The organism is Streptococcus suis (assembly GCA_002831545.1).
GTDB classification, from domain to species: domain Bacteria; phylum Bacillota; class Bacilli; order Lactobacillales; family Streptococcaceae; genus Streptococcus; species Streptococcus suis_P.
Genome location: CP025095.1, coordinates 1,289,983 through 1,303,331, shown reverse-complemented (window position 1 = coordinate 1,303,331; position 13,349 = coordinate 1,289,983). Strand labels below are relative to the sequence as shown.

At 40.1% G+C, this 13,349-nt stretch carries 7 protein-coding genes and 2 pseudogenes; 1 reads left to right on the top strand and 8 read right to left on the bottom strand.

The window, feature by feature from the left end:
• Positions 1-20: 20 nt before the first annotated feature.
• From CWM22_06410 to CWM22_06380, 7 genes and pseudogenes are all read right to left on the bottom strand, one after another.
• Positions 21-1,940 carry a tetracycline resistance ribosomal protection protein Tet(O) gene (locus tag CWM22_06410; GenBank protein ID AUC91551.1) on the bottom strand — a complete coding sequence of 640 codons (1,920 nt, stop codon included), beginning with the start codon at positions 1,938-1,940 and terminating at the stop codon, positions 21-23.
• A 366-nt stretch (positions 1,941-2,306) separates the two neighbouring features.
• On the bottom strand, positions 2,307-2,681 hold the full coding sequence (locus tag CWM22_06405; GenBank protein ID AUC92855.1) for a TnpV protein: 375 nt from the start codon (positions 2,679-2,681) through the stop codon (positions 2,307-2,309).
• Positions 2,621-3,352 carry a peptidylprolyl isomerase gene (locus tag CWM22_06400; GenBank protein ID AUC91550.1) on the bottom strand — a complete coding sequence of 244 codons (732 nt, stop codon included), beginning with the start codon at positions 3,350-3,352 and terminating at the stop codon, positions 2,621-2,623. Before CWM22_06400 ends, CWM22_06405 begins: the two co-directional genes overlap by 61 nt.
• A gap of 95 nt (positions 3,353-3,447) precedes the next feature.
• Positions 3,448-3,738, bottom strand: a complete 291-nt coding sequence (locus tag CWM22_06395; protein AUC91549.1) for a hypothetical protein — start codon at positions 3,736-3,738, stop codon at positions 3,448-3,450.
• Positions 3,739-3,751: 13 nt separating this feature from the next.
• Entirely contained in the window at positions 3,752-4,051 is a 300-nt protein-coding gene (locus tag CWM22_06390; GenBank protein ID AUC91548.1) for a hypothetical protein, read from the bottom strand.
• Positions 4,052-4,121: 70 nt separating this feature from the next.
• Positions 4,122-5,510, bottom strand: a pseudogene (locus CWM22_06385) (hypothetical protein).
• Positions 5,511-5,602: 92 nt separating this feature from the next.
• Positions 5,603-7,381 carry a reverse transcriptase gene (locus tag CWM22_06380; GenBank protein ID AUC91547.1) on the bottom strand — a complete coding sequence of 593 codons (1,779 nt, stop codon included), beginning with the start codon at positions 7,379-7,381 and terminating at the stop codon, positions 5,603-5,605.
• Positions 7,382-7,779: 398 nt separating this feature from the next.
• Here CWM22_06380 and CWM22_06375 point away from each other — a divergent pair.
• A pseudogene (locus CWM22_06375) lies at positions 7,780-7,905 on the top strand (phosphoesterase).
• On the opposite strand, the gene CWM22_06370 reads toward CWM22_06375, so the two are convergent.
• Positions 7,879-13,341, bottom strand: a complete 5,463-nt coding sequence (locus CWM22_06370; GenBank protein ID AUC91546.1) for a hypothetical protein — start codon at positions 13,339-13,341, stop codon at positions 7,879-7,881. The pseudogene CWM22_06375 and the gene CWM22_06370 overlap by 27 nt on opposite strands.
• Positions 13,342-13,349: the final 8 nt, after the last annotated feature.

The window sequence follows — 13,349 nt, the reverse complement described above, 5'->3', positions numbered from 1 at the left end:
TATATGACTTTTGCAAGCTGTTAAGCTAACTTGTGGAACATATGCCGAACCTTATCTATACGGCTATTCGGGCGGCGGGGTTGGCAAATAAATTTACCAATAGCTGGCTGGTATCCTTTTAACTCTGTCAAGCAGACTCCCTGCCCATTTGTGAAATAAGTTAAATCGTTCCTGTATTCTTGAATACATCTAGCAGGGATTTCTCCTTTCAGAATGACCTCGTCATTCTTTATCTGAGTACTTACAATATCTGCACAATACCTTGGAGCATCATGATACGCCCGTGAGAGATATTCCTGCGGTGCATAAATTTCAAAGTGGAGATATGGCTCTAATAGTTCTGTCCCTGCTTTTTTTAAAGCCTGCTCCAATACGATAGGGGAAAGCAGCCGAAAGTCTGCGGGGGTACTTACAGGACTATAATACAATCCATATTCAAAACAGATTTTACAGTCTGTCACTTTCCATCCATACAGCCCCTGCTCGCAGCCATAAAGAACCCCCTCCATAACCGCATTTTGGAACGATTGGTTTAAATATCCAAGTGAAACTCTGCTTTCATACTGCACTCCGCTTCCAATAGGGAGCGGCTCTATGGACAACCCGACAGAAGCCCAGAAAGGATTTGGCGGGACTTCTATGTGGATGGTATATTCTGCTTTTCTAAGCGGTCTTTCCATATATATAACAGTAGGCTCTTTTATTTCTGCCTCCACATGGTATTTTTCCTCAAGGATGGCACAAATGACTTCCATCTGCACATTCCCCAAAAAAGAAAGTATAATCTCATGCGTTGTAGTATCCACATAATATTTTAAAAGAGGGTCGCCATCTGAAATTTCTGTAAGTGCCCCAAGCAATATTTCCCGCTGTTCAGATTTCTTTACTGCAATCGTTGTTTGGAGCATAGGGAGAGGATTTTCAATAAATTTTCTCTGCGGCAACAGCATTTCGTTCCCCAAAATACTGTTTAGCTGCAAAACATCATTTGGTAAAATTACAATATCACCAGAGCAGGCTGTATCGGATGAATATAATTCACCGTTTGTCGGAACACACATCTCTGTGATTTTTATTTTCTCTTTTTCAGATATTTTAATAACATCCCTCAAATGCAATGTTCCGCTATATATACGCACATAAACAAAACGCCGCCTTTTCTCTGAATATTCAATCTTAAAAACCTGCCCGCATAGTTCAGATTGACCTTCAGGCGTTGATGAATAAAACTTACTGGCAATCACTTCTATAAGCTGCCGAATCCCCAGATTGTTTTTAGCACTTCCGTGATAAACGGGAAATAACGTTCCGTTTTGGAATCTCCTGTTTTCTTCCTGTTCCAGTTCTGACATTTTAAACGGTTTCCCTGACATATATTTCTCTAATAGTTCATCGTTTCCCATAATTACCGCATCCCACTGTTCCATATCGTCATTGTCCGTTACATTTATATGGGGATGCTGCCCAACCTTTTGCTTCACTATAATTTCCGAAGAAAGCTTTGCTTTCATTTCTTGATATACCATTGGCAAATCAATCCCCTCTTGGTCAATTTTATTGATGAAAAAAATTGTCGGAATCTTCATTGTCTGTAGTGCATGAAACAGTATACGGGTCTGTGCCTGTATGCCATCCTTTGCAGAAACTAATAATACTGCTCCGTCTAATACGGATAAAGAACGGTATACTTCCGCCAAAAAATCCATATGGCCTGGCGTATCTATAATGTTGACTTTTACATCCTCCCACTGAAAAGATGTCACTGCTGTCTGGATAGTGATTCCCCTTTGACGCTCCAAATTCATTGTATCTGTCCTTGTTGTGCCTTTATCTACGCTCCCTGGTTCTGCAATTGCACCACTGGTATACAATAAACTCTCCGTTAATGTTGTCTTTCCTGCGTCAACGTGAGCCAGAATGCCTAAGTTAATTATTTTCATGTGATTTTCCTCCTATCAACACCCAAAAAAGGGCATAAAAATACCCAGTGATAAATACTCCTATCACTGGGTAAATAACTCCAATAGCCCCAAAACACTTATATGTTTTCGGGCATATAAAATTACATGATAAAAGTATTATTAAACTGGGTACAAAAAACTAAGCCCCATATTAAAAGTGAAACGGGACTGCTACTTTTTGTTCCCACTATCAAATTGACAGTTTATTTAAGAATACCTTGCCGCATATTTATTAACTCCTTGTATAATACTGAATCTAATTATATTCCTTAACCCTTTATTTGTCAAGCTGACAAACTAAAGCAGAAAAAGCGGCAGGATTTCCCCCTGCCACTAATCATCTGTTTATGCAAAAATAATTTCCTTTTCCACAATCTCCCTCGCACAAGCCCTTATGTTATTGAGGCATCCTGTCCATTCTAAGGCGTTTTCTGCCTTTAGCTGTTCCGTTATGCCCTGTGCCTGTTTCATACCCTCTATGAGCCTTTCAAAGCGTTCCTGTGCCTGTCTGTTGATGTCGGCAAGGTAGGCGTTTAGCCTGCCGCTTGTAAGAAGATTGGTGTATGTAACTTTACGGTACTGTTTTAGATAATCTAAATGCCGTTGCCCCCAGATGCCTATTGCCTGTTCTTCTTCGGCGGGTACAGTTAAGCACGGTATCAAATAATCCCCTTGCCTTTCGTATTTGCCGCCCAGTTCCTCAAATAATGATTTTGCCATTGTCTGTTACCTCCACATTCTTTTTTATTTTGAATGTCCGCAAAATCCGTCCTACATCCTTGGATCGTTGGTATGCTGGAATTTGCACCATCTGTGGCTTCTTTAATGTCCTCTAGTTTTCCATTCCAAATGGTCAACTGATTAACCAGGAGCTTGTCGGAAACTTTGGAGTAGGATAACATAACCGTCTTGGTTTCTGTTTGAGAGGTTCGCTGTTGTTGCTCACTCAAATCAGATACATAGGTCACTTGATAGGTAACTTCCGCAAGTGCAACATTACTTTCTGTATTGACATAGATACTGGCTGATTCAAATCGGTAGTCAAGCATATAGTCTTTATAAACTTGATTGATCGCTTTATTCTGATTTGCTTCCTCTTCTGAAAATGCCGAGTCCGTCATGTAGGGTTTGATACGAGCGTTATTTTCACCCAGCTGGACCTTGGTGAAATATTGAGTGAGAAATTCATTGACAATCTCATCTGATAGGACTGTCGCTCTTTCCTCCTGCTTTTTCTTTGACACAAGTTTATTGGCTTCTGCTCGTATTTGGTTCTCTGTTTGCTTTGAAATGGTTTGTGAGCCAATCGTGTAGCCAATCATGACCATAAAACTGACTGCGATTAAACCTCCTAATCCAATCAGAAATCGAGCTTTCACTTTATTTAACATGGCTTACTCCTCTATTAGTGATAGCTTCATCATATCAAGATTAGCTTGGAGATTTTATCACAAGAAAAAGGACTACCAATCGGTAATCCTCCGTGTTAAACTATTCTATTTCTCCACCACTTTATAATAAAGCTTAAAACGAGAAATAGATTCAAAGCAATAAAAAATCCTGTAAAACTCCAAACTCCATTAGTTGCTAAATCTTCTGAATAGAGGTATCTCTCAGTAAAGAAGAGGTAAACTCCATAGATTTCAATAAAGACTAATCCACTGATGAGTCCGATAAGAAATAAAGCACCTGAAACTTTCACAATCCGATAAAGGACAAACAACATCAGTCCTATTGCTGCGATAATCAAAAGGCTTTGTAGAATTTGCTCCAACATCTTACACCTCTTTCTAGGCTAATTGCTTGCGATAGTAGTCAGCCTGTCTCTTGTCTAAATCATCAAGTTGGGCAACCAAATCAAGGTATTCTGCCTTCGTCACCTTATCTAAGCTTGGAAAATCATTCTCACGATTTGTGATGATGATTTCCAGCTGTCCAGTAATTTCACGCCTTGAAAAACTGTAATCAAAGGTCTCATCTTCATACTGTTCCTTTAAAGTTTGGTAGTTTGCCCTATCTTCTGAACTCGTAAAGCCTTGTGACAACCATTCTTCAAGTTGATAACGCATTTCTTCTACTGTTTTGGTCATGGTCTGTTCTCCTTTTGTGATTTCTTGACTTCATTTTACCGCGTTCAAAAATATTTGTCAGCCTTTTTTCTTATATCTCGAGTGCTAGTTGTTGCTTCTTTTGGGCTGTTGTATCTTCACTAAACTTGGCCAAAGCTGCATCTATCTCTTCAATCTCTGCTTCTTTTTCAACCAAGGGAGCCAAGACATCATACTTAGCCTTTACAAGCTGATATTCCTCTTCCTTGGGAAAGATTTTCTCAACTTCAACTTTGGCTACTTGTAGCTTATCTTTTAAATCCTTTACCAGCTCTTGCGTCTTTTCTTGGTCATCCAAAATATGGTCAATGGCATTACTGATCCGTTGAATGGTTCCCACGTCTGATTTCAAATCAAGGGCGACTGTATATTGGTTATCGCCTACAATCATCAAAGAAACAGTCTCTGGTAAAGGCTCACTAGGACCACGTGTTGTCATTTTCAAATCAAATCCTCTAAAGCTGGCAAGCGTTTTGACTTCCTTGGTCTCTGAGCGGTTATAGGTGATGAGTTTACGCAGATAGTCCCCAGCTTCAGCACGATTATCTATTGCTTGATTGTCAAATTGCATGACAAAATCTTGCGACTTTGTTGCCAAAGATTGGGCAATATCTTTATCATATTGACTCAACCGTTTTTCCATAATAGGGAGGTGCTTCTCGCTATAGGAAATGGTATGGCGATACTCGTCTTTGGAGCGATTAAAGGCGCGTTTTTGATTTTCTAAAACTGTCAGTTCATTTTCCAACTCCATTTTGAGCTTAAGGTAGGGATTACCAGTGGCTAAAGCCTTAAAGTCAGAAGCAGTCATGGTTTGTTCATCAATGTCTTCAGCTGATCTCACAGGATCTTTTGAGGTCATTATCTGCGTAATGTATTTGAGCTTATTCTCCTGTGTCTGCCAGAGGTAATTGTCGAAGCTCCCTTTAGTAATATAGTGATAAATATCTACCTCCTGGTGCATGTTTCCCTGACGAATCAATCTACCATTTCGCTGGACAATGTCTGAGGGACGCCATGGAACATCTAAATGGTGAACAGCTTTCATGCGTGATTGTACGTTTAGACCCGTTCCACCTTTTTCAGTCGAAGCCATGAGAATCCGTACTTCCCCACTATTGACCTTTCGTGAGAGAGAGTTTTTCTTCTCATCGGTATTGGCATCATGGACAAAGGCAATTTCTTCTTTTGGAATCCCTCGATCAACCAGCAAAGCTTTCAGTTCGTTGTAGACATCAAAGCCTTCTTCCTTACTTTTAGGTGTTCCAATATCAGAGAAAATCATCTGAGTGGCTTTGTATTCAGCTCCTTCACGGTAAATCCGCTCGACATTATCGACTACTTGAAGGATTTTCTGATTATCCGATAAGGAGTAAGCAGGGTCAATCAACCGCATATCAATGGCTAGTTTTCTGGCTTCTCCTGTGTAGGGTAGGATACTAGCGAGGTAGTCATTGCGACCCCTTTTCCATTATCCCCCCACCGAACCGGACATGATACTTTCGCATCATCCGGCTCTCCAGTAATTTCATTTCATAAACGTGTATTTATTGAACCATTATGTATTGCATGGTGACAATCCCGACAAGTCACTAGCGTTTTTCGACATCTTGCTGACATGATTTCTTTCCACTTTGGAACTAATTTCCCATTGTGTTTGTTCAAGTCTGCTAATTTTCTGATATGATGTACCTCTATGTTCTCCTCACTTCCACATAGCTCACACTTATTTGCGAGTAATCGCTTGATAAGCTCTGTTCGACCACCATAAACTTGATACGGAGCATCTTCTATTACAGCTTTCTTTTTATAAGAAAGTGAAATGCCACCCCATGTTGCAACTAGAGGAGGTTTATCTTCTCGAGGCACAACTACCTGTAAACACGGCACAGTTCGGCCATTCGTGCTAGTTGTGGTAGTCTTATATTTAGCTAACATTTTATTAATGGATGACTTATGTTTAAATGCTAATGTTTTAAGGAGTGATGTTTCCATATACCAATAGACTTTTGAGAACCATGACAAATTTTGTGCCAATATATAATATTGAACCAGCCCTCTATATTCTTGTTGGTAAGTTTGAACGATACTAAAGTCATCATCATGCAATAAGTTATTACGATGAATAGCTTTACCATTTTTCATGTATTGGCGGCATTTGCTTTCAATAACCGATGCAGGTACAAATAATGCGATAACACCATTGGCACTCCGTCTCCCTTTGTTATCAATATAATCATTGACACGTTGTGCTTTTATCTCATATCCCAGAAATTTAGCTGATTCTCCAGTCGCATGGGTAATCAAAGTCTTTTCTTGAGAAAGTTCCAAAGATAACTTAGTATTTAAAAAGTCTCCAATTTGCTTCTTTATAGCCTTTGCCTCAGCTTTTGAACCTGTAAAGCCTAGAATAAAGTCATCCGCATACCGAACATATCTTAATCTCCGATAGCTGGTATCATAAGTATCGACTGAAGGGAGATTTCTTCTCTCAACAATTAACTGATGAGCTTTTTTATAATCTCCTTTATCCTGATAGCATTTAATTCTTCTACTCAAACGATTATAGGCTGAGTTTGCTTTCTGCTTTTTACCTCTTGTATATTGAGGTATCAGTTCTTCACCGACCCACTTATCAAATTGATGTAAATAGATATTAGCTAATAAAGGACTAATAACTCCACCTTGCGGTGTTCCACTAATAGTCTTGTGAAACTTCCAATCATCAAGACATCCTGCCTCAAGCATATTTTTGATAAGCCTAATAAACCGACCATCCTGAATTTGTCTAGACAACATAGTGATTAATACATCGTGGTCAATCGTGTCAAAATAACTAGAGATATCTCCTTCTATGAACCAACGTGTCCCTTTCCAGGTCTGAATTTCTTGTAAAGCTGTATGACACCCTCTTTTTGGTCTAAAACCATGAGAATGTTCACTAAATTGTGGCTCATAATAGGCTTCTAATATCATGCGAATCACTTCCTGAAGAAGTTTATCACTCCATACTGGTATTCCCAAAGGACGGTGTTTTCCATTCTTTTTAGGAATGTACTCTCTCCTAGCTGGTCTCCAGTAATAGGTTTCTTGTCTTAATTGTTCAATAATCATATCTATTTTTTGAATAGACATTCCATCAATCGTTTCCTCTGTAACACCCTTTGTCATTGCTCCATTATTCGGGTATAACTTTGCATAGGCTATCAGATAGAGTTCACGATTAAATAGTAACTTATAAACCCTTTCGAGTGGTTTATCTTGTTTTCCACGTTCATGAATGACCGTTAAAATAGTTTTGGCTGTACGCATCCCACGCACCTAATCCTTTCTAACTAATCGAAATTACCTGTCACCCTTCGCCATGTACAAGGATTTCCCTTGCTCGGACTACTACGGTGACTCCGTTACCATAAGGGTCTCCCCTCTTAGGCAATCCTGCTATTCGTTAAAAATGTACGTTCTAGTAACCCTTAGGTTCCTCACTCATTCCTTTATTCATACTTATCGTATGCTCTTTTACTGTAGAAAGTTATTCGTCCAAAATCACAACAACGAATATACAGTAACATCGGTCTCAGTTACTTTCCGATGGGCGATGCTTTGCACCTAGTCAGAATTGAGGTTCAAGCAGTTTAGCCTTAACCATAGGTTACGGAACTTGCGGCACATCAAAGCGTTGTAACTCGCTCCTTATCCGCTTTACTAACATGCTATTGTCCCCTTTGGGTTTCCCCGCTAGGTTAGTTAGTTGTTCCTATTATTTACTTTCAATAATATCCCTCTGTGAGGGAGATACATTTTTACGCTTAACAGCGCACGATTTTAAGCATGTTATCTCTACTTGGATCAACACTACCTGACTTGATAGCGTCCGATCGCTCTACCAGCTCTTCTAAATAGTATTTCTGAGCTTGCGTTAACTCGCTTTCCACCGCAATAATCTTAGCTTCAGGTACAGGTAAGTCGAGCATATCTGAGGTCTGAATATCGGCAGTTTCCTTGTAGATTCGCATGAGTTCAGGAAGGTTGACAAATTTCTTGAACCGTTTCTTGGGTTGGTACTTATCTCCTGTCGGGGCTAGTTCCATAGAGTTTTCAATATTCCCAAAAGCCCCAACCCATGAATCAAAATTGGATACCTGGTATCGCTCTAAAACATCAGGTTGAATGTAATTCATCATGGTGAAAAGTTCACTAATAGAGTTAGAAACTGGTGTTCCTGTCGCAAAAACGACATTTCTATCTCCATGCTCTGCCTGAACCTGTCTCACTTTCATTTCCATATCCACGTTCTTTTTTGAAGTTGTGTTGGTAATGCCAGCTACATTCCCAAGTCCAGTGATTGGACGGATATTCTTGAAGTGATGAGCCTCATCCACAAAAAGAAAATCAATTCCAAGGTTTTCAAATTCGATAAAGGTATCTCGCTCTAGTTTTTGGAGTTCTTTCAACTGGTGTTCCAATCCCTTAATCGAACGTTCCGCTTCTTTCACCGTGTAATCAGAGTCACTTCCTAGTTTAATTTCTCTGAGTTGCTCAAGTTTGTCATTGATATAGGTGACCTGTTTTTCACGACTCATCGGTATCTTCTCAAATTGTGAATCCCCAATGACAATGGCATCATAGTCCCCTGTAATAATCCGAGACACAAACTGCTTACGTTTGGCTTTGGCAAAGTCTTTCTTAGTAGTCACATAGACTTTCTTGGTAGGGAAAAATTTCATGATTTCTTGACCAAACTGGGCAGTCAAACTAGAAGGGACCACATAAAGTGGTTTATGTACCATTCCGAGTTCTTTCAGTTTGAATCCTGCCCCAAGCATGGTAAGTGTTTTACCTGAACCAACTTCATGAGCTAGTAGGGCACGTTTCTCCTCCACAATCCGTTGAATGGCATTCTTTTGGTGAGGACGTAAGGAAATATTCTGGGCAAGTCCATCAATGGTTAAATGGCTACCATCATAGACCTTTGATACTGTACGATTATAGAGACTGTTATAGGTGTCTTCAATCATCTGTTGGACTTCTGGATACCTTGCTACAAAATCTTGAAAGAATTCCTGTAGGTGTGTTTCCTTGGCACGCAGGACTGTTGTTTTCTCTACATCCGTCACATTCTTTTTCTTATCCCCTTCAACAATTTGTTTTGTGATCGTTGGTTGATTGGAATTCAGGAGATTTTCGAAGATTTTTCGACCACTATCATAGCGTGAAGCAGGGACACCTAAACTCCTATCCGTTGCGTTGGAATTGGTGTAGGCAAACTTAGATTGGTAAGTGATAACCCCGTCAATGGGACTGACTTCAAGGACTGTTGCTACTTCTTGGTCTGACAGTTCATAGGCTTTCCCCATAAAGGTTTCTTGGGCAAATTTTCCATAAACAGCCAGAGGAATCCAGCGTGAACCGATTCGATAATCAATGTCTGCTAAAGTAATGCGGGCTGGTTTGACTGTTTCTAGAAGTCCTGCATAATGCGGCCGGTTAAAGTCCTGATTGTCTTGTTTGACGAATAGGTCCACCTCTTCTAACTTGCTAACGACATCCCCTGACAGAAAGTCTTGACGAGAAACATAGGTCAATTCTCCATTCAAATACTTCTCAGGATCAGGCATAATGAGGTCACCTAATTCCTCAATCAAGGTCATCTTCGATTCAACCTGATAGATAGACATCATATAAGCGAAATCAACACCTCGTCCGTCAGCCAAGCTCGAATTTAAGGCATCAAGGGCAGTATGTACCTTTTTAACCTCTTTTTCAGGACGCACTAGAGCCTTCTCAAAGGCAAGGGATTTAGTATAGATAACAGACTTTCCACTTGGATCCAGACGTTCATCTTCCAAACTAGCAAGAAGCGAATACTTATCATCACTATCAAAAAGATTGCGGTTCACTGCACTGTTCAAATACCCAAAGCGTTTGACAAAGCTATCATAGGTATGATTGAGGTTGCCTAACAAGTGGTTAAAGCTCTCCTTATCGTAGTCATAATAGCGTTGAATGGCAATAACTTCTTGGTAGGCATTGCGAATGTCCACCATTCCTTTGATTCGTGCCACTTCTTTATCAGACAAAGGAGCTTCATAGAAAACTGTCTTTTTATAATATCCCTTAAACTGACCACGTTTGGCTGCATCATCGGTCACATAGACATCCAGAGCAGTGTTATCAGTCACTTCTAAGGCATTAAAGCGATCAATCTGCTTTTGAGAATGTTTGGTGTCCCATGCTTTGAAGTTGCCCTCTTCATCGACATAGTAACTGATTTCTTCCGTCTTGGTTCCGACTCGAATGCCTTTATTATCTCGATAGTAAACTGTAGAACCCTGGTAACCAAAACTGTACTGACCCAGATTCTCCCTCATTTCAGCTGGAATGGAGGTATCAATGACTTGTTTGGTCAACACAATTGGATTAACGATGACCTCATTTCTATCAATCTCTCTTGGGGCCTTAACGTGATTTAGAGCAGTTTGGACACTTGCAATCAAGTCATCACTAGTCCCCTTAACAGAAAGTGTTCCGCCGTTAAAATTTCTGACCTCGTAGGTTCCTAGCACTTGGCTATTGTATTCCCCATCAAAGTAAGGATTGAGCCAAATGCGACTATCCTTATCATAACGAATGGAACCTGAAAAGGCTAAGTCGTCTGCCACATATTCCTTGTTCAGGTGTTTCTGGAAGAATAACATATCCGTTGTGACACTCGTTCCCGCAATGGCCTTAAAGGCAGAATCAGGCAGTCGAACCCCACCAAGAAATTCAGTTGTCTCACGAATATCTTGTAAGATGTTTTCTGTTCGCTTATCCATAGTTCCTGTGGAAGAGATAATCGCTACTTGTCCACCATCATGGACCAAATCAAGTGACTTTTTGACAAAGTAGTCATGAATCATGTAAGGCCTATCGTACCTGTTATCCGCAATTCGTATATTGGCAAAGGGCACATTTGAAATCACCAAATCAAAACTATTGTCGTTAAAAGCCACCGTCTCAAAGCCCTTAATTTCAATGTGACTATTGGGATGAAGGTGTTTGGCAATAGCTCCTGTAATAGTATCTAATTCCACACCATATAACTCACTCTTTTCTCTTAAGTGTTTGGGCATAGCCGCAAAAAAATTCCCTGTTCCCATGGAAGGATCTAGGATTTTGCCGCCTGTAAAGCCATCTCTTTCCAACTTATCCCACATCTGACGGATCAGGGCAGGGTCTGTATAATAGGCTGTCAGAGAGGACTGTTTCATATCCGAATACTCTTTATCTGTGACTAGGCTTTTCAGTTCTTCTCGTTCCTTAGAAAATTTTGGATTATAGTCATCAAAGAAATCATTGGCAAGTCCACCCCAGCCCACATACTTGGCAAGGAGTTCTTGTTCACTTGATGAAGCATTGCGGTGCTCTACTTCTAGATTTTTTACCAAACGAATGGCCGCAATGTTTGTCTCAACCTTATCTCTAGCAGTCTTTGGATAAAAGTCCGTCATATCTTCTGGAAAATAAAAGTCCGTTACTGGAATCTCAGGAATTGTTTCGACGACTACCTCTTCAGGAATTTGACTATCTGTTTCTTCAAGATCAGTATCGTTTTGACCTTTTTCAGAACCATCGGGTTCCAATAGTCCAATACTCTGAACTGGCTCCTCTTCCAGAAATGAGAATAGGTTTAATTCTTGGTCCGTTTCTTCTAACTCTGTTTGTTGTTCTGACTTTAGCTGATGAAGTGCCTGACTGACTTCTTCCCAGGTCCTCACATAAAGAACTGGATTTTGTTCAATGATAACCGAAAAATCATTGACTAACTCAATCCGAATCAAACCGTTCAATCGAGCATCGCTGACCGACATGACCTCAAAATCCTGTCCCTTATAGGAAACCAATGCCCCCAGAGGATAAGTGTCCAATACTCTCTGAACCAGTGGATTTTCCGAAAATTCTTCATCAACCACTACTTTCGTCTCAGCTTTCTCTAGCTTGTTCTTCCAATTTCTAAAGGTCAAATCTGGCTGGTTGCCCTTATCTTTTTCAAAATACTCCGCATCTTCTCTGCTGAGTTCTTCGTGTAAAAAGGCGTAGGCAACTTGTCGCAGCTCTTCAAGGGAAAGCTGGCTACCAAAGAAAAATTCAACCTTTTCATGACTCAATCCCATTTGGAGTAGTTCTGTCGCAAGGGCTAGTTGAGTTACCGAGGCTTTGGGATAACCACCTAATAAAGCAAGGTCCGCATTTTTTAAACGAAAACGACCAGCCGCATCCAATAAAATACCGACTTGGTCTGGGTCAAACTGAGATAGCTCAATCCCCACTTGAGTCAATTTTTCTTGATTTTCTATCCTAATGGCTTGTCCAATTTTTTCTAATTCCTTTTCTTCGACTCTAGTCAAAGTTCTTTTCAACTCATAGGGACTACCATCAGCCTCTAGATAGGTAAGTAACTCCTCGCCATCAAAGACTGGTGTCATTTCCATCTCAGTATCAAAATCACCTCGTCTAAAACTTGGGACTTTTGAACGTTCATTACGAATTTGGTCAAAATATGTTAGAATCTCAAATTTACGTCGTAATGACAACTCTTCATAAGCTGGCAGATGACTGGTTTTTCCTGTTTGAACATCTAGTTGAGACAAATCTACATCCAAACTAGCAATGATGAGAGAGCCATCTTCTCTAAATGATATTACTTGATGAACACTTGTTTTGTGCTCATCAACAGTTTCTTCATTTTCTAGAACAGTTTCATCAGCTCTTGTTTCAAGCTCAGGCTCGTAAGTTAAGAGAAACTGTTCAATATCTCGGCTGATTCGATCCGCTAAATTATTAGCCACACGATACACATTGACCAAATTAGCTCCCCTACTCTTTTGTAAGAGTGAATCCGGCGATATGGTTTGGTAGTGACCATTGGAATCTAATAATTGAAACCGAGTGGCCAGATTAAACAAGGCCACTTCAATCACCAAGTCTTTTTCAGACGGCGATAGTTTGTCGAGTTTTTGGAGACCAGTTTGGCCGAATACTTGTGTATAGGTCAATAAATCATGAGCAGTATCATAAGGACTAGCCTGAACAAAAGCTGAAATATCTGTCTCAAAGTGAAGTACTTGAACAGACTTATTTATTTCTTGCCTATTGGTTAAAAACTGACGAATAAGACTTTCCCACTCCTCATCAAAATGCTCTGCTTGGTAATATAAAAACGCTTCAAGCAGGGCTCTATCACGAGGAATGGTGGCTCTCATCATTTGTAGTAAGACTTCTTGATTCATTTTTCCCT

Excerpts from the sequence above, each read along its gene's own strand:
- CWM22_06410 (AUC91551.1), bottom strand. The coding sequence starts at position 1,940 with ATGAAAATAATTAACTTAGGCATTCTGGCTCACGTTGACGCAGGAAAG.
- CWM22_06405 (AUC92855.1), bottom strand. The coding sequence starts at position 2,681 with ATGGCAAAATCATTATTTGAGGAACTGGGCGGCAAATACGAAAGGCAA.
- CWM22_06400 (AUC91550.1), bottom strand. The coding sequence starts at position 3,352 with ATGTTAAATAAAGTGAAAGCTCGATTTCTGATTGGATTAGGAGGTTTA.
- CWM22_06395 (AUC91549.1), bottom strand. The coding sequence starts at position 3,738 with ATGTTGGAGCAAATTCTACAAAGCCTTTTGATTATCGCAGCAATAGGA.
- CWM22_06390 (AUC91548.1), bottom strand. The coding sequence starts at position 4,051 with ATGACCAAAACAGTAGAAGAAATGCGTTATCAACTTGAAGAATGGTTG.
- CWM22_06380 (AUC91547.1), bottom strand. The coding sequence starts at position 7,381 with ATGCGTACAGCCAAAACTATTTTAACGGTCATTCATGAACGTGGAAAA.
- CWM22_06370 (AUC91546.1), bottom strand. The coding sequence starts at position 13,341 with ATGAATCAAGAAGTCTTACTACAAATGATGAGAGCCACCATTCCTCGT.